Raw genomic sequence first — 26104 nt, 5'->3', positions numbered from 1 at the left:
CCTTATTGGATTTCGCACGATACATTGTCATAGGACAGATTAAAAATACATAGTGTTTTTAGGAGAATCAATCGCTTTAAGTGAGAGGAGTTGATCGGAATTGAAGAAAATCGGTGTTATCGGAACCGGAAATATGGGTACCATTTTAATCGAGGCATGGCTGGAGGCAAAAATATTGAATCCGGCAGATCTAATCATTACAAATCGCACACTTTCCAAAGCATTGGTGCTGAAAGAGAAACACCCGGGTATCAAGGTTGCGGAAAGCGCAGCCGAAATCGTCGAACAAGCGGACTTTATCTTTCTCTGTGTAAAACCATTGCAAATTAACAGCCTATTACAAGGCATCAAACAGCATATAAAAAGGGATCAGCTGGTTATTTCCATCACAAGCCCGGTTTCCGTCTCCCAGCTCGAATCGGCAGTGAATGCACCCTGTGCCCGTTTTATCCCGAGCATAACGAACCGTGTGGGTTCAGGCGTATCGTTACTGAGTTTCAGCGAGAGCTGCAGTAAGGAGAAAGTGTCAGCTTTATTCGATTTGGCCTCCGCCATATCGGCACCGGTCATCATTGAGAATGATATCACCCGGGTAGCTTCCGATATTGTCAGCTGCGGCCCTGCCTTCTTCAGCTATTTAGCTCAAGCTTTCATTGACGCGGCTTGCCAAACGACGAAGATAGATAAAGAAACGGCTACGACTTTGACTGAGAATATGCTGGTTGGCTTAGGGGAATTGCTCGGTAAAGGGGTTTATACATTGCCGACCTTACAGGAAAAGGTTTGTGTAAAAGGTGGAATAACAGGTGAGGGGATCAAGGTTTTAGAAGCTGAAACCGGGGAAATGTTCCACCATCTTTTTCAAGCGACACATGAAAAGTTTGCAGAGGATCTTCACGAAGTTGAAAAACAGTTCGGCCATCCTTATTAATATTCGTAATCAAGATCTCAATTCCTTCTAAAAGTAAAAAAAAGAAGAGGTCAGACCTCCACTCGTACTTGTACGAACGGGGATCTTGACCTCTTTATCATTTACTGGCTACAAACAAGATTCTTTCGGTTTCCGTTACGAGCGGTGCTTCTTCTAGATCCGCCAGAATTTCAGAAACCGTGAAACCTGCTTGCTCCAACCACTTTTTATATTGTTCAACCGGATAGGTCCGTTGATAATGCAACTCATCAAAACGGTCGTAAAGACCGCTTTCATCATCCCTTACGAAAAAACTTAAATCATGTTCCACGCTGTAGGGTTCTTCACCCGGGAAGCAATCCCATATATAGGATACTTCTTCACCATTGACAGCAAACGTATGATCACGAAAGATTTCTTCCATTTTATAAAGGGAATGGATATCAAACATGAATAATCCGCCATCCTTCAAATGCTCATGAACCCGGCTGAACGTCTTGACTATATCCTCTTCGTCGCGAAGGTAGTTCAGCGAATCACAAAAAATCGTGACACAATCAAATTGGCCAAGTCCTTCGAGTTCTGCCATATTCTGCTGGAAAAGCGGAATCGATAATCCAAGCTTAACCGCTTTTTCATTAGCAACAAGAAGCATTTCATCAGATAAATCCACGCCGGTGACTTCGAATCCGTGCTGCGCCAATTCTACTGTCATTTCCCCGGTTCCACACGCTAAATCCAGAACTTTCTTTCCACCAATTCCATACTGTTCCAGCTTCGCCGTAAGGATCATCAGCCATTTTTCATAAGGTGCGTCCTTCATCAATTCATCGTATACATAGGCAAAGCGTTCGTAAGTCATGAAGTCAGTTCACTCTCTAGATCTTCAAAAGGTGCATCGCCCCATAGACGTTCAAGGTTATAGTAGTTTCTTTCATCTTTATGGAAAATGTGGGCCACTACATCGCCAAGATCCACAAGCACCCATTTTGCCTCGTCAAAACCTTCAAGACGCTTTACATTGATTCCTGATTCATCAGCTTTGCTCTTCATTTCACGAGCTATTGCTTGTACTTGTTTTTCAGAATTACCGTGGCAGATCAAAAAGTAATCCGCTACAAGGGAAATACCTTGCATGTTCAATGCCACGATATCCTCCGCTCTTTTATCATCCGCCGCTTTTGCTGCAATTACAAGAAGTTCACGTTCAGTCATTACATCTTCTCCTTCAAATTCATGATCAAATCATTATATGTCTTAAATGTGTCAGGGTAAATTGCCTGATTTCTTTTCATTAAAAAAACAACTGTATTCCTTAAAGCCTGGATGACAGCATGATCCAAATTTTGCTTTGCTGTCTGCCTGACTTCGTCGACACCGGGGAAAGAACGTCCCGGCTCGATATAATCAGCAAGGTATACGACTTTATCCAAAAGACTCATGCCAACCCTGCCAGACGTGTGATGGGCAATCGCATCCAAGATTTCAGCGTCCTGAATGCCTGCTTCCTTATTCACCAGATAAGCCCCGACAGGAGCGTGCCACAGCTCCATATTGTATTCAAGTAACGCCGGGTCCATTTTTTCAGCGATGATTATTTGCTCCATTTCTTCTTTAGGACGAAATTTTGCATAATCATGGAAAATGGCTGCAAGTTCCGCTTTTTTGACGTCGGCACCATACCGTTCAGCAAGTTCAATCGCTGACTCGACCACACCCAAGGTATGAATGTACCTGCGCTCGGTGATTTGTTCTTTGACCAGCGCCAATGCTTTCTCACGATTCATATAAACCATTCCCTTTAATATACTTCACCACTGGATCTGCTATTAAATATTTCACGGTTTTCCCTGTTCTTAACTTCCTACGTATCATGGAAGACGAAATGAACATCTGCGGGACTTTCACCATCGTGATCGGGTATACGGTATTCTCATTATATCCAGGGCGCTTCACCCCGACGAAATTGACCATATGCACCAGCTCGTCGATACGATGCCAATTCGGTAAGTACTCAATCATATCTGCGCCAATTATGAAATAGAACTCATTGGCTGGCTCAAGTTCTTTAAGCAATTTTATCGTGTCATACGTATAAGATGTGCCTTTTCTTTCTATTTCAATACCCTCAATATAAAAAGATGGGTTTCCGGCTATCGCGTTTTCCAACATGGCCAGCCTGTCCATATCGGTTACTTCCTCCGATTTTTCCTTATGTGGAGGAACGTGATTTGGCATGAACCTGATTTCATCTAGCTCAAGGGCATCCAGCACTTCGTTGGCTATAATTAAATGCCCGATATGCGGAGGATTGAATGTACCGCCAAGAATTCCAATTTTTTTCATAGATAGGTTCCTTAAGGTAATTTAAGTTGTTTGTTTTCTTTTGATTCTTTATACAGCACAATTGTGTTGCCGATAATCTGAACCAATTCCGCCCGTGCACCTTTTGATAAAGTAAGCCCTACATCATTGCGGTCCTCTTCACAGTTTTGCAGGATGCTTACCTTGATTAATTCACGTACTTCAAGCGCCTCACCAATTTGCTTGATGAGATTATCATTGACTCCGCCTTTACCAACTTGAAAAATTGGATTGAGGTGATGGGCCTTTGATCGTAAAAATCTTTTTTGTTTTCCTGTTAACATGTGTTACCTCCTAGTTTGTTCAAGACAATATCTGTCATTCTTGCTGTATCCGGCATAATGCCTGTCCATATCTCAAATGCAAGCGCAGCCTGGTTGATGAACATTCCCAGACCATTTTGCGTTTCCGCCCCTTTTTCCCCAGCTTCACGCAGCAGCTTGGTTTGCAGAGGGTTATAGATGATATCACTGACAATTGCACCGGTTTTAAGCTGGTCGACCTTTAACGGCGAATGATCCAGTTCAGGACTCATTCCAGAAGAAGTCGTTTGGATGATTAAATCATATTGTGATAAGCTTTCTTCCGCTTCGATAATCGAGAGTGCCTTCGATACTTTATCATAAGGGCAATCAGAAACAAGCTGGGCCGCTCTTTCCTTTGTCCGGTTTGCAATATCAACTTGCTTTACCCCTTCTTTCACGAGGGTAAAATAAATCGCACGCGCAGCACCGCCCGCTCCGATCACTAACGTTTTTTTAGCCTTGATGTCACCTGATATTTCATCGCATAAAGATTTAAAAAATCCTTTTCCGTCTGTATTATACCCTATAAACCGACCATTTTTGTTAACAACCGTATTTACAGCCCCGATTGCCAGGGCCAGTTCATCCACTTCATCAAGGAAAGGGATGATTGAAGTCTTATGAGGGATCGTGATGTTAAACCCTACTATACCAAGGGCTTTCATGCCTTTCACGGCATCGTTCAAACCTTCTTTCGTCACATGAAAATGGTGATAAACCGCTTCTATATTTTCTTTTTCAAATGCATCATTATGAATGTCCGGTGACATCGAATGTGCAATTGGATCTCCCATTACCCCATATATCTTTTTCATAGACTAGACGACCCCTATATTTAGATTAATGATTTGCGAACGATCACATTGACGCCCTTTGGAACATGTGCAACGATTTTAGCCCCTGGCTCATTGACCGTCACCCAGCCAAGACCAGAAAACACAATATCCATTTTACCATCTTTCAAGGAAAATTCATGTGGAATCAGCTTCGGAAACTCCTCGATTTGTTCCGGCCTTGGGGGAGTCAGTAATTCCCCGGCATGGTTTTTATACAATTCATCGGCATTTTCCAGTTTCGTACGGTGAATATTCAATTCGTTCGAAAGGTAGCAAGTCAATGAACGTCTTCCGCCTGAGACATAGTCCAACCTGGCCAACCCTCCGAAAAATAACGTCTGCCCTTCATTCAGTTGGTACACTCTCGGCTTGATTTCCTTTTTCGGCATAATCACCTTGAAGTCCCGTTTGTCCACATAGTGAGCCATTTGATGATGATTAATGATTCCAGGTGTATCGATCAATGCCTGTTCATCATCCAAAGGAATTTCAATCATATCCAAGGTAGTTCCAGGGAAGTGGGAAGTCGTGATGATATCACTTTCACCGCTCACTTCTTTTATAAGACGGTTGATGAAAGTCGATTTCCCTACATTCGTACAGCCCACCACATAGACATCTTTTCCTCTGCGATACCGCTCGATCGCATCCGCCGCTTCAAGTATGTGCTTTCCCTTTTCCGCACTGACAAGCAGGACATCGATCGGGTTAAGACCCAATTCCTTGGACGATTGCTTCATCCAATTGATCAACTTGTTCGGTTTTACCGATTTAGGCAATAAATCGACCTTATTTCCGATCAGAAGAACATCATTTCTTCCTACAAATCGATGAAGGCCAGGCAGCCAGCTTCCATTGAAATCAAAAATATCGACGATTTTGACGATTAAAGAGTCGGTTTCGCCTACTTTATTCAAGATTTTCAAGAAGTCATCGTCTGTTAAGGATACATCCTGAACTTCGTTATAATGTTTCAATTTAAAGCAGCGCTGACAAACGATGCTCTCTTTTTCCAGAGCCGATTTAGGGGCAAAGCCCAACTCCTTCGGATCTTCAGTCTGGACCTTCACACCGCAGCCGATGCACACTAATTCTTGATGATTGTTCAATTGTGATCCTCCCATTCTATCATTCCTTTTCGTTTAAAAAACGCCATGATCTTTCTTTCAAAATAACGATTGATCCTTGTTCTGAATTCGTCGGTCTGTGCGACAGGGACCACTAAGATCGTATGAAACCCGCCTCTGTTCCCTCCCAATACATCCGTCAATAACTGATCGCCGATTACCACCGTTTCTTCTAATTTCAACCCCATTGTCTTACGGGCTTTATGGAAAGCCCTTGCCATCGGTTTTCTGGCCTGGAAGATAAACGGAATGTGAAGCGGATCGGAAAAAGCCCGAACCCGATTTTCATTATTATTGGACACAATCGTCACTAAAATCCCATGATCCCGCATATTGTCGAACCATTTGATTAAATCGGGGGTGGCAGTCGGCCTGTCCCATTCAACGAGAGTATTATCCAAATCGGTAATGACGCCCTTAATCCCTCTTTTTTTCAATTCTTGAGGATCTATATTAAAAATGCTTTTAACATGTTCACTCGGCAAAAATAATTTAAGCATATTGGCACCTCTATATTTTCATTAAAATTTACCGTTTCCATCATATCGAATTTTCAGCCCACTTTCAAAAAAAATTAGGAAAGAATGGCTGACGGTAAAGAAACATCATAATGTATGTTTTCTGATATGGAAAGGCATTTTTCATTAAATAATGGGAAATTTGCAGGCAGACCAGAACCAAAGAACTAATTATTCATAAAAGATTTCGACAAAAATTTCATTTATTCAACCTGTGGATAACTTTACTAACATTTTCCATACTGATGGGCACCATTTCGTTCACTTTGCAAACAACTTAACCACAGGTTATCCACTTTTATCTGTGGATAACAGAACGATTGTTCTCCACGTTTATTTCTGATACAGTAGGGGTACATCAAGGAAGACTTATCAATATATGCAAGTAAACACCAAATTATTCCTCGCAATTCCTACTGGAGGTGAGCAGCCCTTAAGTGGCGTTCTGATGCAAAAACTATCTGATGACCTGTTGCTTGAATCCTATTTTAAAGCACAGAATTTAAAGTTGAGTACCGATTTCATCCGCCTCATAGAAACGGAAATTCATCGAAGGTCCCTAACACATAAAATCCGATCCATATTTTAATATGAAATACATAGGCTGACATCAAATGTCAGCCTCTTATTTTCATTTTGAAGTTAGACCGCTCTCATGAATCCAATTGTTTCACCTACACGGACATCTGCGGGAATGGATATGTTTCCTTCAAGTTCAAAACTTCCTTTTTCAAAAAGAAGCACAACTGTGGACCCAAAGCTGAAATAAGAAAACTCCTGCCCTTTTTCCAATTCATCCGAATCATCTGTAATGACGATCGAATTTATGAACATGGCCCCGACTTTCACCATTGCCAGATTTCCCGCCTCATTTTGAAGTTCAGTTATTGTCCGGTAATTTTTTGATAAAGGCTCTTTTCCATATTTCATCCCCCATTTATTAACGGGGTATGATTTCCTTCCAAGCGTCCATCGTTTGACCACGGAACCCTTGATGGGCGCATGGATCCTATGGTAATGACTCGGGCTTAAGTATAACACGAGATATTTGCCGCCTAAGTACTTTTCCAATAAAAGCTCATCCCCGAGCATTTCCTCCATTGAATATACCTTTCCCTTAACGACGATCTTTTTATCAGCGCGTATCTCCCCTGAGTCCTCAAGTACACCGTCCACGGGACAAGCTACCGCAGACGGAACTGCCGTAATTGGCCTCGCGTCAGCCTTTAACTGCCTTGTAAATAACTCGTGCAAATTGGTATATGCTTTTAACTCCTTACCAAATTCCTGTTGATTAAGGTTGAATGTTTTTACATATAGTAAAATTAAGGGCCTGCTCCAACGAGATTGGCTAAAGTGCTTTAATAAACCTGATGAATACTGACCATTCGTCAGTTCAATAAGAACGCGATACAAAGACTGAAACAAAATATAACCACTCCAAATTGTAAAATTGTAAAATTATTCTAAAATTCCCTTGCATAAATTGTATTAAATAAAATATTATTATATAATAAATACTTATGTTTACTATATTTTGTTTTAATTTGTTTCATTTGAAAGGAGTGAAAAGATGTTTTTATTACACGCCCTAGATCAAACCATTAAAAAAGTGAAAGCACAAACAGCAAATATACTTACCTTAATTAATTTATCCCTTGGTGGATTTGCGATAATTGCCGTGATGAACGGCCAATTGAATTTAAGCTTGCTTTTAATTTTCCTGGCTGCCCTTGCAGATCGCTTTGACGGTATGGTTGCACGGAAATTCAACATTGAATCGGAATTGGGTAAGCAACTTGATTCCATGTGTGACATCATATCCTTTGGCGTCGCACCGGCTCTATTATTATACCAAGGAATATTGATAGAATTCGGAGCACCTGGCACACTCTTCACGGTTTTCTATATTGGCTGTGGCGCGTTTCGTCTCGCCCGCTTCAATATAAGTGAAAGCAATGGATATTTTACAGGAGTGCCCATTACGGTTGCGGGCTGCATCGCTACTTTAAGTTATCTAGCCATCCCGTATTTCCATCCGGTCTTTTTCTTATCCCTCATGATTATATTATCATTACTTATGGTCAGTCCATTTAAACTGAAGAAAGTTTAATAAGAAAGCGGATGTCCTAAACCGGACATCCGCTTTTTTGTTCCTATTCCAGCCTAAACCCATCTTATGCTTTTCGGACTAATGGGTCGGTCAAACGCATGAATTCTTCTACATCCTCCATACAGGCATTGACCGCTTCTTCCCAAAAATCCCGGGTCTTTAAATCGACGCCTAAATGTTTCTCCGCCAAATCCTCGACCTTCATGGAACCGGTATCCTTTAATAGAGCGATATATTTTTCTTCGAAACCTGCAGGTTCTTTCAGGGCATTCGCGTATATGCCTAATGAGAATAAGTAACCGAATGTGTACGGAAAATTATAAAATGGTACACCTGTAATATAAAAATGGAGCTTTGAAGCCCAGAACGTTGGATTATAATCACTTAAAGCATCGCCATAAGCTTCTTTTTGTGCATCGACCATCAGTTCATTCAACCGTTCGGCACTGACATATCCTTGCTTCCTCTCGTCATAAAACCTAGTTTCGAATAAGTAGCGGGCATGGATATTCATCAATAATGCCACGGAACGCTGAATTTTATCTTCTAAAAGCACCAGTTTTTCTTCCTCACTGGCTGCTTCCTTAACAGCTGCATCCGCTACGACCATTTCAGCAAAAGTGGAGGCGGTTTCCGCCACATTCATTGCATATGACCGATTCAATGGATGGATATCCCTCATCGCATAAGAATGGAATGCATGACCCAATTCATGAGCCAATGTCGATACATTGGACGGTGTGCCCGAATACGTCATGAAAATTCTTGACTGCTTATTTAATGGAAAGCCGGTGCAAAAACCGCCTGGTCTCTTACCTGGTCTGTCCTCAGCTTCAATCCAGCTGTCTTCAAAAGCTTTTTGGGTGAAGTTCGCTAATTGAGAGCCGAACTTAGCGAATTGTTGGATGATGAAGTCTGCACCTTCTTGATAATCCATTACTTTGGATTCTGCCGTAACAGCGAGCGGTGCATCCAAATCCGCCCAACTTAATTTATCCAAATCCAGTAACTCCGCTTTCCTTTTTAAAAACCTCACAAGCGGCTCTTTATGATCGGCAATTACATTCCACATGCTTTCGAGGGTTTCTTTTTTCATCCTTCCTATTTCAAGAGGCTCTTTCAAAATATCATCCCAGCCCCTTTTTTCATTCACACTGAGACGGAAGCCAGCCAAGTGGTTCAAAGTCCGGGCAAACAGGTCACTTTTTTCCTCCCAAGCCTGTTCCCACGCAGTAAATAATTCTTTCCGGGCCCTTTCATCAGGATCGGAAAATTTATTCGCCGCTTGGCCTACAGAAAGCTTTTCACCCTTATAAGGGATGGTCATTGAACCGACGATCGTATCATACATTTGGCTCCAACCTTCGAAACCGTCCATGGCCAATTGGGTGATCAATGCTTCTTCCTTCACGGAAAGCTTTTCCTTTGCCTTTTCCCGACGTTCATTCAATACGAATTTCAATTCATTCAATGGTTCTTTTTCGAGGATTTTTTCAAAAAATGCATCATCATGCTGTATCAACTTTTCATCCAGCTTGCTTAACACCATTTTTAGTGAAGCGACTATCTTCATTTGTTTGATCCGCAGCTGACCAGCCTTTTTATCCTGCGCATTTTGAGCTTCCAGGCATCCAATGAAAGCACTTGCCTGCGAAGATTTCATATTTGTATTTTTATAAAGATCAAATGCCTGGATTAAACTGCTTTCATCATTTCCTTCTGGATTGATATTGCTTACAAGTCGGTCTAATTCTTTTACCTCTTCGTTGATTTCATCTAAAAAAGTCAGGAACTCATTTGAAGAGCTTCCTCCTTTAAAAAAGATATCCAAATCCCATGTCATAGAATATCCCATCCCGCATTGCCCCCTTTTTATCACTAACCCCATTATAGAGGTTCATTCAATATTTTTCTAACTAAAAGGAATTTTCAGTATCTTTCAGAACATTTTTCTATATCCCAGATTAAAAGCATGTTATGATGAATATATTCTTGGGAAAGGGGTGGTTGATTCATATGAAATTCTTTATTCACATGTCTGCCATCATCCTGCTCCTCTGGACACTGCCCGTACAGTTCCACCATCATGCACAGCAGCTAACCATTGAAGAACATACCGATGTTCACCATTGGGATAAGGCCGACAAGAAACAGCCTTTCGTGCCGTCCTTTAGTTCATGGCAGTCACTTATCGTAATACTCATTTTCGAATTTTCCATTTTGGGCTTTCTTTATTTTCACTCGAATCTTCGACGGCGATATCTCAGTCCCGTTTTTTATCAGGCGAATTACGTAGCCTCACGCTCTGACATTTTATAAAAAATAAAATGGAGGAGTGATTCATATGTGGTTTCGACTAATTATGATAGGGGTCTTTTCTTTAACCGCTTCACGTCTGTTCCTTTTTCAGGGAATCGAGATTTATCATGCATTTACGGATTTGATCAGAAATAAATATTAAAAAAAGAGTGCGGGGGATTTCCCCGCACTCTCTTTGTTTACCATTCCTATCCTTTAGCTTTCTTTTCCTTCTCTTTTTCTGCCCTGTAAAATTCATGGAACATCTTCATCAAAGCACGTTTTTCGATCCTTGATACATAACTGCGGGAAATGCCAAGCTCTTTAGCGATTTCCCTCTGGGTTTTCTCCTTTTTCAAATCCAGTCCAAACCTGCCTACAATGACTTCCTTTTCGCGTTCATCCAAAATATCAATATACTTTTTCACTTTTTCAATTTCCATATTGAGCTGAATCGTATCGATGACATCTTCCGATTCCGATTTCAGTACATCGATTAAACTGATTTCATTACCTTCTTTATCCTGACCGATCGGATCATGCAGGGAAATATCTTTCTTCGTTTTCTTTGTCGCACGTAAATGCATCAAGATCTCATTCTCAATGCATCGCGCCGCATATGTGGCAAGCTTCGTACCCTTACCATCCGAATAACTCTCAATGGCCTTTATCAAACCAATAGTCCCAATCGAAATCAAATCCTCTGTATCCTCGCCCGTATTCTCGAATTTCTTGACGATATGGGCAACAAGCCTGAGATTATGTTCAATCAGGATGTTGCGGGCATCACCGTCCCCTTCACTCATAAGCTTCAGATATCTCTTTTCATCCTGAGATGACAAGGGCTGGGGAAAAGCATTGTTTTTCACATAGGAAACAAATAAGTAAAATTCTTTGATAATATAACCGACAACTGTAAGTATTCCGGGCATTGGCTTCATCCCCCGTTTCTTTGGTTTCCCTATTCATACCTATGCAACGGTGGGCTTGTTCGTGTCTGTCCCACCAAAAGAAATCACGAAAGTGTTAAATGTTCAAACCAGCCTGGATGAATTCACAAACGAACGAAGGCAAATGTTCATATAATGATAGGGAATTTTTTAGGGAAAGGGGGTTTTTTCGATGGGATATAACTACGGACCATACGGATGCAGCTATGGTTATCCGGCTCCTGCGCCTTGTTATGCAGGGTCTGGTTACGGCTTTGGTTATGGCCTGTTTATTGTCCTCCTGATTTTATTGCTCATTTTCGGGTTTTGGTGGTTGCCGGGATGTGGATTTGGTTATGGAGGATCAGGTCCGTGCTGCTGATTCAGGCAAAGAAAAACTCGGCCCGAGGGCCGAGTTTTCCCATTTTACCTATTTATATCTAACGTTGCCGTTTCGAGTTGATCAGCGTCATGAACATCTTGATCAACATCTCTTCAATACATACAAACCATGACAATGCTGCCCATGCACCGGCAAATCCGTTAGCCGGTATCCTTCTCCTGCCAATAGCAACGCTTCTCTCCTTTTACGTAAAACAAGTTAAACATATTAACCTCCACCTTTCTTTAATTTTTTATGAACGGAATACCTACCTCATATGTTTTTAGAAAAAAGGACGATGCTTCATCGCTTTATCTAGATGTTCTTCTCGAATCTTGTGGATTCTCTCCTGTTGCAAACATTCCTCGGCAGTCATTTTTTTCATTTTAATCGTGATTGTGAAAAAAAGCATATTCAGTGTCATAATATCACCTCCTTTAAGGGAGCGGCCCAACAAAAAGGCATAAAAAGGCCGCAGAAAGTTACGTCCTCCTGCGGGCTTTTTTAGAGAATATAAAAAGACCGCAGGATAAAACACTTCTCCCTGCGGCCGCTATGTCTGAATGATTAATAAAGCCAAATTGCTTTAGAAATATTCCGCTTGGCACAGGTCGAATGTTATGTGATTGTCATTTGAAACGGACCGGCTGATTGCGACGACTCCATGTAGATACAATGTCATTTTCTTCGACCTCCTTTGGAATATTTTTTATTACTTGGTAAGTATATCCACAAATTCGATATTTGTAAACGGCTTTTGCCTATTTATTTGAAAATTTCAATCTTTCTACCCATTTTCATGAGCTATTATTACCTAAAGGAGGTAATTGGTATGTTAAATCTGCCCCTTAATGGGATACAACACTAGAAAAATAAAAAACCTGATTCTTTAAAAGAATCAGGACAGACTGTAGACAAACTCGAGTTTGTCTACAGATTTAATGAGGGTTTGTAAAATCTCGAACGTCGATTTCCTCTTCAGGCACTCGCTTTCCGCGGGCGGTCCGCCCTCGGCGCTTTTGCGCCTGCGGGGTCTCCCTCGGCGCGCTTTTCCCGCAGGAGTCTCGCACCTTCCGTTCCAATCGACTTTGTTTTGAAATTTAGATAAAACCCCTTTGTCTAAACTAAGGTTTGCTTCTATTGTTGTAAAGTGTCCTGGTCATCCATTTCGGCCAAGATCTTCTTATATTTTTTTGATAATGAGAAAAATACTATGGATATGCCCAGGAACATGATTGTCGCTCCCATATAGACATATGTGCCAATCATCGCTTTGTCGCCAGTGGGAAGGATGGTTCCTATATAGAAGAACGAACCCACACATAACAAAGTGATCGCAAATTGTTTAAAATCCACCATTTTCGAACGCAGCATTGCAGCCGTTTGTTTTTTGCGGTTTTTCATGCCATTCCACCTTCTTTCAAGCTAATAAGATATCGATATCTCATTCTACCATATTTATTCCAAATGACAGGGTGTAAATAATGGCAGTCAGCTATGAAGCGGTCCCTAAACGATTATCCTTGCAGCGCTTGTTCCAAGTCTTCCAATAAGTCTTCAACATCTTCCAGACCTACTGAAATACGAATCAACCCATCCGTTATCCCAAGTTCTGCACGACGCTCAGCCGGAATGGAAGCGTGTGTCATCAAAGCCGGAATGGAAATCAAGCTCTCCACTGCCCCCAGACTTTCCGCAAGTGTAAAGTATCTCACTTTGTTCAAAACGGACTCGGCCTTTTCCGCACTCCCGACATCAAATGAAACCATACCGCCGAATCCACGCGATTGTTTTTTTGCAATATCATGATTTGGGTGGTTTTCAAGACCTGGGTAATAGATTTTCGAAACGCCTTCATGCCCGGATAGGAAACGAACGATTTGAGATGTATTTTTTTCATGTTCTTCCATCCTGATTCCCAGCGTTTTAATGCCCCGCATCAGCAACCATGAATCCTGGGGCCCTAGCACGCCTCCTGTGGAGTTTTGGATGAAATGAAGGTCATTGCCAATCTTTTCATCATTCACCACGACAAGACCCGCTACAACATCGCTGTGTCCCCCCAGATACTTCGTTGCGCTATGAAGCACGATATCGGCTCCAAGTGAAAGCGGATTTTGCCAGTATGGCGTACTGAAGGTATTGTCCACAATGGTGAGGATGCCGTTTTCTTTAGCTATTTTTGATACTTGTTCCAAATCGGTGATTTTCAATAATGGATTCGTCGGAGTTTCAATGAACAGTGCTTTCGTATTGTCCTTTATCTCTTTTTCGATCGAGTGTATGTCACTCGTATTAATGAAAGTAGCTTCCACCCCGAAGCGGTTAAGCACTTTAGTGATGACCCGGAAAGAACCTCCATAAACATCATCTGTCATCAATACATGATCACCATGACTGAACAGCATCATAACCGCAGTCATCGCTGCCATTCCTGATCCGAAGGCGAAACCTCTTTTTCCTTCCTCGAGATCCTTGATCAATTCTTCGAGGGCATGGCGGGTCGGGTTGCCTGTACGGGAATATTCATAGCCCCGATGATTTCCCGGACCATCCTGTTTATAGGTGCTCACTTGATAAATCGGCACCGAAACCGCCCCTGTTTGTTCATCACCAAAAATGCCGCCATGGATCAATTGTGTTTTTTTTCTCATTTTACATTCCTCCCTGATAAATTTTTTTACTTAAGTAACGTTCACTTGAATCCGGAAATATGACGACGATATTCGCCCCCGGGGAAGCCTTGGCCGCTTCTTTCATGGCCGCTGCAAATGCCGCACCTGAAGAACTGCCGACAAGAAGGCCTTCTTTAATCGCCAATTCCTTTACCATATCGAAAGCGTCATGATCGCTTATCGTATGGATTTGGTCAAAATACGTTTCATCCATATAGGCAGGTAAGAATTCCATTCCGATCCCCTCTGTTTTATGGGGTCCGGCTTTTCCGCCGTTTAAAATCGATCCTTCTGGTTCGACAATGACCGTTTTGACAGCAGCGTTCTTTTCTTTCAAATATCGCGATGTTCCCATGAATGTCCCGCCCGTCCCGGCACCGGCAACAAACACATCCACATCGCCTTCCATCTGTTCCCATATTTCAGGTCCCAGTGTTTTATAATAGGCATCAGGATTGGATGGGTTGGCGAACTGCTGGGGACAATATGATCCCGGTATTTCAGCCAGCAGCGCCTTAGCCTTGGCGATTGCTCCTGTCATCCCTTCCTCTGTCGGGGTTTGGATCACATTCGCTCCAAGGGCACGCATCAATTCCTGTTTCTCGGTACTGAATTTCTCCGGAACGCAAAATATCACGTCCACTCCACTGTTTATCGCAGCCAACGCCAAGCCAATCCCGGTATTCCCGGCAGTCGGTTCGATGATCGTACCGCCCTTTTTCACCTTCCCTGTCTGCAGCGCTTTGGCTAACAGTTCTTGACCAAGCCGGTCCTTCACACTGCCTCCCGGATTGAAGTATTCCAGTTTGGCAAAGATACGGACTTCATCCGGAAGCGGGAAATGGGTGATTTCCATCATCGGCGTTTCCCCTATCAGCTCATGAATGTTTTTAAAGACTTTCATATTCGGACATCCTTTCATAGTTATCCTACCAATTTAATGAGGATTATGCAATAAAGAATGATCAGCAGAAAAGCTTCCGCTGATCACTTACCATTCATTTCATTTTTTCAACCATTTTCAAAATCAGTGCCGCTGAATGAAGAGCCGCAGTTTCCAGGAATTTATCAAAGGAAATATTGGACTCCTTACCTGCGATATCCGAAAGGGAACGAATGATGACAAACGGTGTTTTGAATTGGAAGGCTACCTGTGCAATGGCTGCCGCTTCCATTTCCACCGCGTATAAATCAGAGAATTTCCCTCTGACGAATTCAACCCTGTCAGGATCATTCATGAAAGAATCCCCCGTCACGATCAATCCTTTCGCCACTTGTATATCCTCGATTTCTTTTGCTGCTTCTTCTGCGATTGCAAAAAGCTTTTCATCCGGTGTGAAAGCTGCAGGCAGCTGAGGGACTTGACCGTATTCATATCCAAAAATCGTCACATCGACATCATGGTGCCGCACTTCCGTGGATATGACCACATCCCCTACATTCAGTTCTGGATGATAACCGCCGGCAGAGCCAGTATTGATGACTGCATCCGGTTTGAATTTTTCTAACAGGATTGCAGTGGACATTGCCGCATTCACTTTACCGATACCCGATTTAAGTAAAATGACCTCGATACCATTCAGTGTGCCTGTATTGAACTCGGAACCGGCAATGGTCACCTGCTCCAACCCTTCCAATTTATCACGTAAAATCGTAACTTCTTCTTCCATTGCTCCGATTATGGCTACCTTCATTAGTAAAAACCTCTTCCTATAATTTTTCCGCCTCCATGATCCAGACGAATTGATTGCAGCGCTCGAAGTTCACTTTATATCCATTTGCTTCAAGCACTTTTTCCAAAAAAGGAATCGTAGTATAATATTCCGTTTGCAAATCGTTCGCCAAATTATGAAAGCCTGCCTGCCTTGCATCTTGAATCGCTCGTTCATGCGCTTCCTTTGATTGATACATTGTATCAGCAAACACTATTTTACCACCAGTATTCAGTAACTTTCCATAGTTGGCTATCGCTTTTTCTTTTTCTTCATCGGTTAAATGATGAAACGCGTACGTACTCACGATCGAATCAACCTGGTCCGGCTTCGGAAAATCAATAAAATCTCCATCTACAATTTCCGTTTTTCCGCTCAGCTTGCTTACCGCTATTTCCCTCATCGCAGGTGAAGGTTCTATTCCCGATACCTTTAGGCCCTTCTTCAAAAGTCTTTCCGTCAAATTCCCGGTACCCACTCCGAACTCCAGCACATGACCAAAAGCCCGATCTGTGACGCTGTCCAATATGCCATCATAATGTTTAAAAACCTCTTGATACTCAATATCGTGTCCACCAACCGTATCATCATACGATTTCGACCATTCTTCAAATAAATCGATAAATTCTCTGCCCATTTTTAATCACCTTTTATAATAAGATAATAAAACCTATAAGCATAATATGAAATAAACAGAGAAACAGTTCTTGTTTTTAGGCAAATTCATTAGGTTCAGATTCGGACAAAATGGTGGTAAACTAACAGTATCTGAATGTTGGAGGGGAACAGTCATGAGTTTTCAACTCGACTTAAACTTATTCGAAGATAAAATAGAATTTTTCGAGGCAGAAAGCATCAAGAATCTTGAAGAAAAAATCCAATCACAAATTGAAATCAATAAAGCGATCATGCTCCAGGTGGAATCCGTGTCACACCAAATGTATGTAAGTGAAGAAGGCAGACGTTTTTATAGTGCAGTCGTCCACTTTAAAGCTAAAAAATGATCACCATGAAAAACCCCCGAAAAGCGGAATTCCTTTCGGGGGTTTTTTCGTTTATACATTTTTTCTGAACATTACCTTTTATCGTTTGTCTTCAGCTCTTCGACCTTTACAGGTTTCCAACCTGATCCGTCCACCCATTCAATATAAACCCGGAAGGTTTTAGGGTTGTCTCCTTCAGAAACCGTACCGATTGCCGTGGTCGGCGAACCGCCGTTTTGCAGCCACCATAGCTTCATGTTGCCTTCATCGATTCCAGCTCCGCTTGCTATCGCTTTACTCATTTCATTCCAATCGACCGAGCCCTTTTCGAAGCTGGTAGTGTGCTCCCCGGATTGCTCCGTTCCTACTGGTTTCCAGCTCTCACTTGTATATGTAGACGCAACATTGCCATCGCCGCTGCCTTCCACTTCCACAAGTTCGGCATCTCCTGCCTTTTCTGGATCTGCATCATCTTCAGCCTTCTCTTCTGCATCTTCCTCTGTTGCTTTACTATCTTCTTTTTCGGCATCTTCTTCTGTTGCTTCACTATCACCTACTGCGTCTTCCTTCTCTGAATCCGTTTCTTCCTCTTTGCCAGAAGGTTTGTCCACTACTTTGCCTTTTTCTGTCTCGGCGACTTGCTTTGGTTCAGTCGTGGCTTTTTTTGAATCGGTGCCATCATCACTTAAGAAAATCGAGACTGCGACAATGACGATTAAAATGGAAACGATGGTGATTGCAATATTATATATTTTATTTACTTTTCTTTTTTGATCTCTCTGATTGAAACGTGAGCCCAAGGTCCATTCCTCCCCTTACCATTTCTTACTGCCTCATTTTAACATGATTTAGCCAGAGATAGAAGGGAAGGGTTTCCTACACTTTTCGTCAATTCTCGATATTGTCCTGGTCCTTCGAGTACAGGACTTTTACAATATCTGAAAAAAGAGGCGTCATGCTGGAACTGTTTTCCTTCGTTTCAAAACTTACGGTAACAAGAGCATATTTGGGATCTTTATATGGAAAGTAGCCCGCAAACCATTTATTAAGCTCCCCTTTTTCGATATTGGTCTGAGCTGTCCCGGACTTGCCGGCGACTTCCACAGGCAAATCTCTCAAAGAAGCACCCGTCCCTTTCTCTTCCGTCACGACCTTCCTAAGAAGATGCTGCATCTTCATCGTCGTATATGGAGACAGTGTCTCCCCGCCAATACTTTGATTGGGAAAATCGACTACGGTCGTACTATTGTTGAATTCGACCTTGGAAACGGCTTTGACCTGTTCCTTCTTGCCGCCGCGGGCAATCGTTGCCATCATATTCGCGATCGCGAGCGGCGTCGTTTGGACATCCTGCTGGCCAATTGCCGTTTTGGCAACCATTTTGGGATCTTTTTTTAAATCGTCATCATGCCAGACCTTTCCTGTTTGCTCATGATGCAGCTGAGTGACTTCCGTGTGATATACGTCCCCTTGCCAGCCCGTTTCACCAACCAGCCCTAACATTTTTGCATATTTGTCCAAAAAGTCCGGATCCTTCTCGGCTATTTCCTGTGACAATTCGGCAAACGTCCTATTACAGCTTTGGGCAAAGCTATTTTCAAAATTAAGTACGCCCAGTTCCCTCTGTTTATCCGTTTTGCCGTCTATCGTCAAATTACAATTAAATGTCCGGGTTGGGCTGGCCGCTTCATAATCGATGGCCGCTGCTGCCGTGACCGTTTTAAAGACGGAACCCGGCGTTTTTTGAGTCAGCATCATATTGACGGCCCCTTCGCCATTCGGATCTTTTATATTAAGCGCCGGACGTGATACCATGGCGACGATTTCACTTTTTTCGATATCGATCAATACGAGACCGCCTTTTTTTATCCCGCGTTCATCGACTAGCTTCTCCGCTTTCTCCTGAATTTCTTTATCGATCGTCGTCATGACCTTCACCGGGTAAAGCGGATTTGCAGGTTCCACATATTTAACATCGACACCGAACATTGGTCCACCGCTGGCGTCCACGTGAAAAACGAGCTTCGATTCCCCAGCGGAAAGCAAGAACTCATCGAAGGTCCTTTGCAGTCCCGTATTGCCTATTTTCGTTTCAGGAGATAAATTCATGTCCGGATAACGTTTTTTCTTTTCCGCATCAGATATGTTCGTCGTTCCGATCAATTGTGCTGCAGGCGTTTGATCATGATATAATTTCTCATTCACGGCAAAGACCCCGGGAATCTTCAATTCATTGATTGCCTTCGATTGGCTGGACGTCAACTCTATCGGTTCATCCCCGCCAAATACGAATGGTTCATCCGCCTCTTCTATCGCCCGTTTTAACTCCGCTTCCGATTTTCCTATTATCGAAGCCACATCATCTATGGGCCATGTCATTTTTTTCAAAAATGGAAAAAGGACGAGTGTCGGGATTTCTTCATGTGCTAGCGGTTCTCCATTTCTGTCATAGAACTTTCCGCGTCCATCATCAATCTTTAATATCTGTGAACGTTGATTCACGCTTGCTTCCAACAGGTTCACATCATGCTTTGAAAAAGATTCTGTCGATACAAGTTGGATGTAGGCAAGCCTGCCTATGAGCATCAGCATGAAAGCGGTCAAAAAAAGAGCCAGCAACCTCATTCGTTTCTTTTTCATAAAATACACCTCGGTAACCATTGTTGACGAGGTGCGAATTTTTAAACAATTATGAACAAATTTAACGCGGCACTTTTCCATAAAAAAGAGGATGCCCCGATGGACATCCCCTTTTGCATTTTATTTAGTCGATGGATACAATCTTGACGCTCATTTCGCCGCCAGGTGTCATGATCGATACCTTGTCGCCGACCCTTTTCCCTATCAGGCTTTTCGCAATCGGGGAATCATTGGAGATTTTTCCTTCGAATGGGTCCGCTTCAACGCTTCCTACGATGGAATATGTTTCTTCATCACCATTTGGAAGTTCCACGAATGTTACCGATTTTCCAAGTGAAACTGTATCTGTATTCGAATCATTGCCTTCAATGATTTTTGCATTGCGGATCATGTTTTCGATTGTTGTAATACGTCCTTCAACGAAAGCCTGCTCTTCTTTTGCGGAATCGTATTCTGAGTTCTCGGAAAGGTCCCCAAAACTGCGGGCGATTTTGATTCTTTCCACCACTTCTTTACGTTTAACCGTTTTTAACTGTTCCAGTTCCTGTTCAAGCTTTAACTTACCTTCTTTAGTCATTGGATACTCTTTTTCAATTGCCAAAACCCTTCACTCCTTCAAATTCTTTACAGCAAGCATTCGCTGTGACAAGTTTATGTACTATATCGTGCTTAACCCTAAATCGAGTCAAAATATATAATTGCGCGACTTAAAAAGTCGCGCTTCGATACTAAGAAACAATCCGTTCCTTAGTATATAAACCGACTGCGGTGAGCAGCCGGTTCGTTCTGTATCAAGAATAGAGTATTGCGTTTTCCAACATTTGTCCAGTCTTTCCCATTAAATAAATGGGATTTTTAAATAAACGGAGGAAAATGGCACCTATCATTATTTATGCTATGTTATTACAAAAAAGACTTTTGTTCAAGGATTGTTTGAATTTTTGTCACCATAAGGTCAATCGCCACATGGTTCTGACCGCCTTCTGGTATGATGATGTCGGCATAACGCTTCGTCGGTTCTATGAACTGATTATGCATCGGACGGACGACACTGATGTATTGTTCGATGACGGAATCTATGGAACGGCCGCGTTCTTTAATATCACGGGTCATCCGGCGAAGGATCCGCAGGTCTGCGTCCGTATCGACATATAGCTTCATATCCATCAGGTCTCGGAGGCGCTCATCCTCCAGTACAAGAATCCCTTCAAGGATGATGACATCCTGGGGCTCAACTGTGATGACTTCTTCCGAACGCGTATGGATCGAATAATCATAAACGGGTTTTTCTATCGTTTCATAGCGCAGCAAAGCGTTAATGTGATCGATTAGCAAATCGTTATCAAATGCAAGCGGATGATCATAGTTCGTTTTCAGGCGCTCTTCAAAAGGCAGATGACTTTGATCTTTATAGTAATAATCTTGTTCGATCATCAAGATGGAATGTCCTTGGAAGAATTCAAAAATGGAACGGGTAACACTTGTTTTACCTGATCCCGACCCTCCGGTAACTCCGATGACCACTGGTTTCTTTCTTGTCATATCATTTCTCCTTCCGCATCATATTGTTCACATAAACTCTATTATCTACTTGAATGCGGACAATTTGAAGCGGATGGCGGGCTGCCTCCAGCTCCTTACCTGACTCATCCCAGATCGTACCGATTTTTTGAGTGAAGTTTTCGATTTCCGGTCCAAAAAATTCCACTTCATCCCCAGGCTTGAAGAAATTACGTTGCTGCATGGTGACGATTTTAGTTTCCTCGTTGTAATCAAGCACCAATCCTGCGAAGTCGAAGCGAGTCTTTACGGTATGATTCCCGAACATTTGCTGTTTATACCCAGGAATTTCCCCTTCCATGAACGATGATGCCGTCTCACGGTTCGCACACTTATCAAGCTCTTCCAGCCATTCTTGTTTAATTTTGAAATTGTCAGGATCGGCACAATACGCATCAATCACTTTACGGTACACGCTGACAACCGTTGCAATATAATGAATCGATTTCATTCTTCCTTCGACTTTTAAGCTGTCTATGCCAATTTCAATCATGCCAGGCAGTGATTCAATCAGTTTCAAGTCTTTTGGACTCATTGCGAATGGAGCATCTTCTTTATCGAATAAAGCCTTTTCCCCATCTTGATCCAACTCATATAAATCATAATCCCAACGGCAAGACTGACAGCAGCCGCCCCGGTTCGAATCACGCGCCGTCATATGGTTCGAAAGGGTGCAGCGTCCGGAATAGGCAATGCACATGGCCCCATGAACGAAAGCCTCGATTTCGATATCGACCTTCTCCTTCATTTCACGGATTTCATCAGCACTCGTCTCACGTGCCAAAACAACACGCTCCAAGCCTTCCTCTTTCCAATACTGAACAGCCTTCCAGTTCGATAGCGATTGCTGTGTGCTTAAATGGATCTCGACTTTCGGAGCGACCCTTTTACAGGTTTCGATGATTAATGGATCGGCGACGATGATACCATGAACCCCTGCTTCCTGAAGACCTTCCAGGTATTCATCCAGACCATCGATATTTTCATTATGTGCGAAGATATTTGTAGTTACATATACTTTGGCACCATACTTATTAGCGAATTCGACGCCTTCCTTCATTTCCTCAAACGTGAAGTTACCGGCATTGGAACGAAGACCATATTCCTGACCGCCAATGAACACGGCATCCGCGCCGTAATGGACGGCAATTTTTAATTTTTCCAGGTTGCCGGCCGGAGCCAGCAATTCCGGTTTTTTTACAATGACTCTCTTTCCATCAACGATCTTGGAAATTTTATCAGCAATAGCATTCAAGGCTATTCCTCCTCTTTCTCTTACCCTTTTCTTTAATAAACCGATTCTTTAAAGAAGAACCCGGTATCCAACTCACGGTTATCCGGCTGAACCGCTTTGACTTTTTCAAAAAGTTCCGATTTGATATCCTCATAGCGGTCAGGGTCTTCAGCACATACGTCAATCGCTTCCCGATATAACTTTGTCATTTCAATGACATATTCCGGTGTTTGCAGTAACCCTTCGATTTTCAGTGAATCAATTTCCGCTTCAATCAATTCCTGAAGTTCATCAATCATGCACATATCATTCGGACTCATGATATGAGTACCATTTTCATCTTCATAAATCGGGTATTTATTTTCGCGTTCCTTATCATGCAAGAACATATTTCTTTGTTCCTTCCGATTTTCCACTTCCAATGCCTTGCCTTGGTATTCAAAGTAATTACCTAGGAGCGTACGCTTCGATTGGAACATGCATGTCATGCCATGCACTTGCACTTCAATCTCCACTTCGGCATTTTCCTTCATTTCCACGATCTCGTCCAGACTTATCTCACGGGCAGCAACGGCGCGGACAGCACCGCGTTTTCCCCAGTAATTACATGTGTACCAGTTCGTTACCGTCATCTCCGTATTCCAGTGCAGGGGCATATCAGGTGCCACGGCACGGACAGCCATCAAGACCGCGGGATCACCGAAAATGATCCGGTCGGCACCAGCCTCTTTAAGGAATGTAACATACCCTTCAAGCTCGTCCACTTTTTCATTATGAAAAATGGCGTTCATGGATACGTACACTTTCTTGCCCGCAGCATGTGCAAGCTCAATCGCCTTCTCTACATCTTCACGATTGAACTCCCCTGCCAGCCTTAACGCATAACGTTGTTCGCCAATGACGAAGGCGTCAGCGCCAGCATCGATGAGTTCTGTTATATGATCGACACTTGTCGGAGTCACGAGTAATTCAGGCTTTTTCATTTTTGTCACCTCTATGTTTACTGATGGCCACACCATCACCAATCGGCAAAATTACGGTATCGAAATGGGGATGGTCATGTAACCAGATGTTAAAGTCTCTGATTTTTTTGATAAGAGCTCGCTTTCTTCTCGTCATTTCCATTTCTTCAATGTTTTCGGCAACCAAGCCTTTGAATAAAACATTGTCAGTAATGATAATGCCAGCATCAGCAAGGAATGGTTCAAACAGTTCAAAGAATCGCTTGTACTGCCCTTTAGCTGCATCAACGAAGATGATATCGAACGGGCCATGCTCCATCACTTTCGGTCCCGCTTCAAGGGCATCCCCTTCAATGAGGGTGATCCTTTCCGACAGTCCCGCCTTCTTGAAGTTAGCCCTTGCCTGCTCAATACGGGCTTCATTCCGTTCAAGTGTGACGATTCGAGCTTCCGGAAGGGTCTCAGCCATCCTTATGGCCGAATAGCCAATTGCCGAACCTACTTCCAATATCGCCTTTGGCTGATGAAGCCTTAAAATCTGAAGCAGCACTTCAATTCCTTCGGGCTCCATGATCGGCACATTATTTTCCATCGCAAAATCTTCCAACTCCTTAAGCAAACCCGTACGCTCCGGAATTAAGGAATGAAGATATTGTTCTATTTTTCCGTTCAAAACGTTTCCTCCATTTATAAGGAAAACAAAAGCGCTTGGTCAGTAACATGAAAAAAATTGATTGAACAATTTCTTCACAAGGAGCTGAAACAAGTATGCTTGACGATCTACATTTCCTTATCTTTCAAAATAAAACCCGGCATTCGCCGAGTTACGTCACCGATAAGAATCGGATCAAAAATTCACTTGTACTATTCTATCATAAAAACAAGGGGAAAGTAATATCTCTCCCCCCTCTGTGTCCTTGCATTTTTTTATTTATTTATTGGAAATATGCTCTGCCTTTTTATTATTGTGGTCATCCAAGGTCTTGGAGTAAAGGACTTCCCCTTCAGGTGTTGCCAAAAAGTACAGGTAATCCGTTTTCTCAGGTTTCAGCACCGCATCGATCGATGTCGTTCCGGCATTTGCAATCGGCCCTGGTGGCAGCCCCTTGTTCTTATACGTATTATAAGGGGATTTCACCTCAAGGTCTTTATAATACACCCTGCTCTTATGTGAACCCTTCGCATACAAGACGGTCGGATCCGTTTGAAGCGGCATATCTTCCTCAATACGATTGTAAAAGACGGAAGCTATCTTTCCGCGATCGACTTGTGCCGTCGCCTCTTCTTCGACAAGCGAAGCGAAGGTCAGCATCTCGTGTACGGAATAATCGTTCTTGTCCATTTGGCTCTCGTAAGCCTGCAATGTCTCTTCCGTTTTCTTCAGCATCTCGATGACGATCGATTCCAGGGTCGGCTTTTCCTCATAAAAATCATAAGTAGCTGGGAAAAGGTACCCTTCAAGCGGATATAAAACCTTTTCATTTTCAATTTCCGAGGTCAATAGCTGCGGGAATTGCTCTTGCATGGAATTAACGAACTTCTTATCATTCAATTTCTTAAAGACCTTTTTCGGATCTTCACCCGTCTTCCCTGCTATGATATCGGCAATTTGTATAAGCTGCTTTCCTTCAGGAATCGTTATCTTCATTGCCGCTTCCTTCATGAGTTTTCCGGTTTTGATGCTTGTGACGATATCTTCAATCGGCATGGAAGGTGATAATTTATACTCCCCTGCCTGAAAACCGGATTCATTGCGGAATTTAATATAATATTTGAATACGCGTGCGTCCTTGATTATTCCCTGCTCTTCAAGCAGTGTTGAAATTCCGTTAACGGATGAACCGATTGGGATTTTCACTTTCTTGATGGTGTCATCATCCGGATCGACTGGTTTCATGGCTGAGTTGATATATAAAAAGCCCACAAGACCAACTATCCCAATTAGTAAAATAAGCGAAGCGATCGTAATCATGATGATTTTACGAACCAGCTTGGCTTCTCCTTGCTGTTCTAACAATTTCATTCGGATATGTTCCTTTTTAGATAGATTTTTATCTTTTTCATCCATGTTCATTCCCCCTGCAAACTCACACCAACTACAGAATGGTTTCTAGATGATGCTTTCTCTAATTAATCTTTGCTTCGAACATTATACTAAAATCAACAAATAATTACATGTTTTTTGCAAAACAACATTCATCAATACTCTATTTATGGTAAAAATGCACTACTTTCGTCAATATACAGGTATTATTTAATAGGAAAATAGTGATATCTTTGTCTAAAGTTTTTTTGAGGGTATTTTGATTTCCGCTCCAGGCACTCGCTTTCCGCAGGCGGTCCGGGAGCCTCTCCTCGGCTACACCTGCGGGGTCTCCCCTAGACACGCTTTTCCCGCAGGAGTTCGGATTGCCTACAGTCAATTTTATAGCTTGTACAATTTAGACGTTGATTTCCGTTCCAGGCACTCGCTTTCCGCGGGCGGTCCGGGAGCCTCCTCGGCTTACGCCTGCGGGGTCTCCCCTAGACGCGCTTTTCCCGCAGGAGTCTCGTACC

At 42.6% G+C, this 26104-nt stretch carries 30 protein-coding genes; 5 read left to right on the top strand and 25 right to left on the bottom strand.

The annotated features are described in order from the left end of the window. The first annotated feature begins 100 nt into the window (after positions 1-100). Positions 101-931, top strand: a complete 831-nt coding sequence (comER, locus tag ADA55_RS09920) for a late competence protein ComER (RefSeq protein ID WP_226990443.1) — start codon at positions 101-103, stop codon at positions 929-931. Positions 932-1028: 97 nt separating this feature from the next. Here comER and ADA55_RS09915 read toward each other — a convergent pair whose 3' ends face one another. From ADA55_RS09915 to ADA55_RS09880, 8 genes are read right to left on the bottom strand one after another with little or no spacing between them, the layout of a single operon-like run. Then, positions 1029-1772 (bottom strand): class I SAM-dependent DNA methyltransferase, encoded by a 744-nt coding sequence (locus tag ADA55_RS09915; protein WP_048682831.1) that lies wholly within the window; start codon positions 1770-1772, stop codon positions 1029-1031. After that, positions 1769-2125, bottom strand: a complete 357-nt coding sequence (gene rsfS / locus ADA55_RS09910; RefSeq protein WP_034308569.1) for a ribosome silencing factor — start codon at positions 2123-2125, stop codon at positions 1769-1771. The genes ADA55_RS09915 and rsfS overlap by 4 nt, the downstream gene beginning before the upstream one ends. Continuing rightward, entirely contained in the window at positions 2125-2697 is a 573-nt protein-coding gene (gene yqeK / locus ADA55_RS09905; RefSeq protein WP_048682826.1) for a bis(5'-nucleosyl)-tetraphosphatase (symmetrical) YqeK, read from the bottom strand. Before yqeK ends, rsfS begins: the two co-directional genes overlap by 1 nt. Then, positions 2687-3256 carry a nicotinate-nucleotide adenylyltransferase gene (locus ADA55_RS09900; RefSeq protein WP_048682820.1) on the bottom strand — a complete coding sequence of 190 codons (570 nt, stop codon included), beginning with the start codon at positions 3254-3256 and terminating at the stop codon, positions 2687-2689. The genes yqeK and ADA55_RS09900 overlap by 11 nt, the downstream gene beginning before the upstream one ends. 11 nt (positions 3257-3267) lie before the next feature. After that, positions 3268-3558: a ribosome assembly RNA-binding protein YhbY gene (yhbY, locus tag ADA55_RS09895; RefSeq protein ID WP_034308574.1), complete on the bottom strand. Its 291-nt coding sequence runs from the start codon at positions 3556-3558 to the stop codon at positions 3268-3270. Then, positions 3552-4394, bottom strand: a complete 843-nt coding sequence (gene aroE, locus ADA55_RS09890; RefSeq protein ID WP_048682814.1) for a shikimate dehydrogenase — start codon at positions 4392-4394, stop codon at positions 3552-3554. The genes yhbY and aroE overlap by 7 nt, the downstream gene beginning before the upstream one ends. 20 nt (positions 4395-4414) lie before the next feature. Then, the gene (gene yqeH, locus ADA55_RS09885) at positions 4415-5524 is read right to left on the bottom strand and encodes a ribosome biogenesis GTPase YqeH (RefSeq protein WP_222619913.1); all 1110 of its coding nucleotides are present in this window, start codon (positions 5522-5524) and stop codon (positions 4415-4417) included. Next, positions 5521-6042 carry a YqeG family HAD IIIA-type phosphatase gene (locus ADA55_RS09880; RefSeq protein WP_034308582.1) on the bottom strand — a complete coding sequence of 174 codons (522 nt, stop codon included), beginning with the start codon at positions 6040-6042 and terminating at the stop codon, positions 5521-5523. The genes yqeH and ADA55_RS09880 overlap by 4 nt, the downstream gene beginning before the upstream one ends. A gap of 466 nt (positions 6043-6508) precedes the next feature. Here ADA55_RS09880 and ADA55_RS09875 point away from each other — a divergent pair, with 466 nt between their 5' ends. Beyond that, positions 6509-6649, top strand: a complete 141-nt coding sequence (locus ADA55_RS09875) for a sporulation histidine kinase inhibitor Sda (RefSeq protein ID WP_034311351.1) — start codon at positions 6509-6511, stop codon at positions 6647-6649. 53 nt (positions 6650-6702) lie between these two features. On the opposite strand, the gene ADA55_RS09870 is transcribed toward ADA55_RS09875, so the two are convergent. Then, positions 6703-7488: a phosphatidylserine decarboxylase gene (locus tag ADA55_RS09870; RefSeq protein ID WP_048682810.1), complete on the bottom strand. Its 786-nt coding sequence runs from the start codon at positions 7486-7488 to the stop codon at positions 6703-6705. Between the two features lie 145 nt (positions 7489-7633). Here ADA55_RS09870 and pssA point away from each other — a divergent pair, with 145 nt between their 5' ends. After that, entirely contained in the window at positions 7634-8173 is a 540-nt protein-coding gene (gene pssA / locus ADA55_RS09865; RefSeq protein ID WP_048682807.1) for a CDP-diacylglycerol--serine O-phosphatidyltransferase, read from the top strand. 64 nt (positions 8174-8237) lie between these two features. Here pssA and ADA55_RS09860 read toward each other — a convergent pair whose 3' ends face one another. Then, a complete protein-coding gene (locus ADA55_RS09860) occupies positions 8238-10028 on the bottom strand; it encodes a M3 family oligoendopeptidase (RefSeq protein ID WP_048682802.1) in 1791 nt (596 codons plus the stop codon). 652 nt (positions 10029-10680) lie between these two features. Then, positions 10681-11403 (bottom strand): RNA polymerase sporulation sigma factor SigK, encoded by a 723-nt coding sequence (gene sigK, locus ADA55_RS09850; RefSeq protein WP_048682796.1) that lies wholly within the window; start codon positions 11401-11403, stop codon positions 10681-10683. A gap of 190 nt (positions 11404-11593) precedes the next feature. Here sigK and ADA55_RS09845 point away from each other — a divergent pair, with 190 nt between their 5' ends. Continuing rightward, complete coding sequence (locus ADA55_RS09845) at positions 11594-11782, top strand: hypothetical protein (RefSeq protein ID WP_048682791.1); 189 nt, start codon at positions 11594-11596, stop codon at positions 11780-11782. Positions 11783-12065: 283 nt separating this feature from the next. Here ADA55_RS09845 and ADA55_RS28380 read toward each other — a convergent pair whose 3' ends face one another. The 6 genes from ADA55_RS28380 to ADA55_RS09820 all read right to left on the bottom strand — a co-directional run bounded on the left by ADA55_RS28380 (position 12066) and on the right by ADA55_RS09820 (position 16806). Then, positions 12066-12206 carry a YrzI family small protein gene (locus tag ADA55_RS28380; RefSeq protein ID WP_072273247.1) on the bottom strand — a complete coding sequence of 47 codons (141 nt, stop codon included), beginning with the start codon at positions 12204-12206 and terminating at the stop codon, positions 12066-12068. Between the two features lie 713 nt (positions 12207-12919). Further along, positions 12920-13186: a YrhC family protein gene (locus ADA55_RS09840; protein WP_048682786.1), complete on the bottom strand. Its 267-nt coding sequence runs from the start codon at positions 13184-13186 to the stop codon at positions 12920-12922. Positions 13187-13299: 113 nt separating this feature from the next. Next, a complete protein-coding gene (locus tag ADA55_RS09835; RefSeq protein ID WP_048682783.1) occupies positions 13300-14436 on the bottom strand; it encodes a bifunctional cystathionine gamma-lyase/homocysteine desulfhydrase in 1137 nt (378 codons plus the stop codon). A gap of 1 nt (position 14437) precedes the next feature. Further along, positions 14438-15361: a PLP-dependent cysteine synthase family protein gene (locus ADA55_RS09830; protein ID WP_048682779.1), complete on the bottom strand. Its 924-nt coding sequence runs from the start codon at positions 15359-15361 to the stop codon at positions 14438-14440. Positions 15362-15455: 94 nt separating this feature from the next. Further along, a complete protein-coding gene (mtnN, locus tag ADA55_RS09825) occupies positions 15456-16151 on the bottom strand; it encodes a 5'-methylthioadenosine/S-adenosylhomocysteine nucleosidase (RefSeq protein ID WP_048682777.1) in 696 nt (231 codons plus the stop codon). Between the two features lie 16 nt (positions 16152-16167). Further along, on the bottom strand, positions 16168-16806 hold the full coding sequence (locus tag ADA55_RS09820; RefSeq protein WP_048682774.1) for a class I SAM-dependent DNA methyltransferase: 639 nt from the start codon (positions 16804-16806) through the stop codon (positions 16168-16170). 154 nt (positions 16807-16960) lie between these two features. Here ADA55_RS09820 and ADA55_RS09815 point away from each other — a divergent pair, with 154 nt between their 5' ends. Then, positions 16961-17173, top strand: a complete 213-nt coding sequence (locus ADA55_RS09815) for a DUF2536 family protein (protein WP_048682770.1) — start codon at positions 16961-16963, stop codon at positions 17171-17173. 71 nt (positions 17174-17244) lie between these two features. Here the strand turns inward: ADA55_RS09815 and ADA55_RS09810 are convergent, their stop codons facing one another. The 8 genes from ADA55_RS09810 to mltG form a co-directional block, all read right to left on the bottom strand. Continuing rightward, positions 17245-17952: a YrrS family protein gene (locus ADA55_RS09810; protein ID WP_048682766.1), complete on the bottom strand. Its 708-nt coding sequence runs from the start codon at positions 17950-17952 to the stop codon at positions 17245-17247. A gap of 88 nt (positions 17953-18040) precedes the next feature. After that, a complete protein-coding gene (locus tag ADA55_RS09805; protein ID WP_048682763.1) occupies positions 18041-19792 on the bottom strand; it encodes a peptidoglycan D,D-transpeptidase FtsI family protein in 1752 nt (583 codons plus the stop codon). A 124-nt stretch (positions 19793-19916) separates the two neighbouring features. Beyond that, positions 19917-20393, bottom strand: coding sequence for a transcription elongation factor GreA (greA, locus tag ADA55_RS09800; protein ID WP_034308617.1), 477 nt, complete (start codon positions 20391-20393; stop codon positions 19917-19919). Positions 20394-20695: 302 nt separating this feature from the next. Beyond that, positions 20696-21334, bottom strand: coding sequence for a uridine kinase (udk, locus tag ADA55_RS09795; RefSeq protein WP_034308619.1), 639 nt, complete (start codon positions 21332-21334; stop codon positions 20696-20698). A gap of 1 nt (position 21335) precedes the next feature. Then, complete coding sequence (locus tag ADA55_RS09790; RefSeq protein WP_048682759.1) at positions 21336-22607, bottom strand: peptidase U32 family protein; 1272 nt, start codon at positions 22605-22607, stop codon at positions 21336-21338. Positions 22608-22639: 32 nt separating this feature from the next. Then, on the bottom strand, positions 22640-23569 hold the full coding sequence (locus tag ADA55_RS09785) for a peptidase U32 family protein (protein WP_048682757.1): 930 nt from the start codon (positions 23567-23569) through the stop codon (positions 22640-22642). Continuing rightward, the gene (locus ADA55_RS09780; protein WP_082162835.1) at positions 23556-24221 is read right to left on the bottom strand and encodes an O-methyltransferase; all 666 of its coding nucleotides are present in this window, start codon (positions 24219-24221) and stop codon (positions 23556-23558) included. The genes ADA55_RS09785 and ADA55_RS09780 overlap by 14 nt, the downstream gene beginning before the upstream one ends. Positions 24222-24479: 258 nt before the next feature. Next, on the bottom strand, positions 24480-25616 hold the full coding sequence (mltG, locus tag ADA55_RS09775; protein WP_375792915.1) for an endolytic transglycosylase MltG: 1137 nt from the start codon (positions 25614-25616) through the stop codon (positions 24480-24482). Positions 25617-26104 lie beyond the last annotated feature (488 nt).

This window comes from Bacillus sp. 220_BSPC (genome assembly GCF_001054655.1).
Lineage (GTDB): Bacteria > Bacillota > Bacilli > Bacillales > DSM-1321 > Peribacillus > Peribacillus frigoritolerans.
This window is presented reverse-complemented; position numbering and strand designations above follow the sequence as displayed.

Excerpts from the sequence above, each read along its gene's own strand:
- ADA55_RS09915 (WP_048682831.1), bottom strand. The coding sequence starts at position 1,772 with ATGACTTACGAACGCTTTGCCTATGTATACGATGAATTGATGAAGGAC.
- rsfS (WP_034308569.1), bottom strand. The coding sequence starts at position 2,125 with ATGACTGAACGTGAACTTCTTGTAATTGCAGCAAAAGCGGCGGATGAT.
- yqeK (WP_048682826.1), bottom strand. The coding sequence starts at position 2,697 with ATGAATCGTGAGAAAGCATTGGCGCTGGTCAAAGAACAAATCACCGAG.
- ADA55_RS09900 (WP_048682820.1), bottom strand. The coding sequence starts at position 3,256 with ATGAAAAAAATTGGAATTCTTGGCGGTACATTCAATCCTCCGCATATC.
- yhbY (WP_034308574.1), bottom strand. The coding sequence starts at position 3,558 with ATGTTAACAGGAAAACAAAAAAGATTTTTACGATCAAAGGCCCATCAC.
- aroE (WP_048682814.1), bottom strand. The coding sequence starts at position 4,394 with ATGAAAAAGATATATGGGGTAATGGGAGATCCAATTGCACATTCGATG.
- ADA55_RS09880 (WP_034308582.1), bottom strand. The coding sequence starts at position 6,042 with ATGCTTAAATTATTTTTGCCGAGTGAACATGTTAAAAGCATTTTTAAT.
- ADA55_RS09875 (WP_034311351.1), top strand. The coding sequence starts at position 6,509 with ATGCAAAAACTATCTGATGACCTGTTGCTTGAATCCTATTTTAAAGCA.
- pssA (WP_048682807.1), top strand. The coding sequence starts at position 7,634 with ATGTTTTTATTACACGCCCTAGATCAAACCATTAAAAAAGTGAAAGCA.
- ADA55_RS09860 (WP_048682802.1), bottom strand. The coding sequence starts at position 10,028 with ATGGGATATTCTATGACATGGGATTTGGATATCTTTTTTAAAGGAGGA.
- sigK (WP_048682796.1), bottom strand. The coding sequence starts at position 11,403 with ATGCCCGGAATACTTACAGTTGTCGGTTATATTATCAAAGAATTTTAC.
- ADA55_RS09845 (WP_048682791.1), top strand. The coding sequence starts at position 11,594 with ATGGGATATAACTACGGACCATACGGATGCAGCTATGGTTATCCGGCT.
- ADA55_RS28380 (WP_072273247.1), bottom strand. The coding sequence starts at position 12,206 with ATGACACTGAATATGCTTTTTTTCACAATCACGATTAAAATGAAAAAA.
- ADA55_RS09840 (WP_048682786.1), bottom strand. The coding sequence starts at position 13,186 with ATGAAAAACCGCAAAAAACAAACGGCTGCAATGCTGCGTTCGAAAATG.
- ADA55_RS09835 (WP_048682783.1), bottom strand. The coding sequence starts at position 14,436 with ATGAGAAAAAAAACACAATTGATCCATGGCGGCATTTTTGGTGATGAA.
- ADA55_RS09830 (WP_048682779.1), bottom strand. The coding sequence starts at position 15,361 with ATGAAAGTCTTTAAAAACATTCATGAGCTGATAGGGGAAACGCCGATG.
- mtnN (WP_048682777.1), bottom strand. The coding sequence starts at position 16,151 with ATGAAGGTAGCCATAATCGGAGCAATGGAAGAAGAAGTTACGATTTTA.
- ADA55_RS09820 (WP_048682774.1), bottom strand. The coding sequence starts at position 16,806 with ATGGGCAGAGAATTTATCGATTTATTTGAAGAATGGTCGAAATCGTAT.
- ADA55_RS09815 (WP_048682770.1), top strand. The coding sequence starts at position 16,961 with ATGAGTTTTCAACTCGACTTAAACTTATTCGAAGATAAAATAGAATTT.
- ADA55_RS09805 (WP_048682763.1), bottom strand. The coding sequence starts at position 19,792 with ATGAAAAAGAAACGAATGAGGTTGCTGGCTCTTTTTTTGACCGCTTTC.
- udk (WP_034308619.1), bottom strand. The coding sequence starts at position 21,334 with ATGACAAGAAAGAAACCAGTGGTCATCGGAGTTACCGGAGGGTCGGGA.
- ADA55_RS09785 (WP_048682757.1), bottom strand. The coding sequence starts at position 23,569 with ATGAAAAAGCCTGAATTACTCGTGACTCCGACAAGTGTCGATCATATA.
- mltG (WP_375792915.1), bottom strand. The coding sequence starts at position 25,616 with ATGGATGAAAAAGATAAAAATCTATCTAAAAAGGAACATATCCGAATG.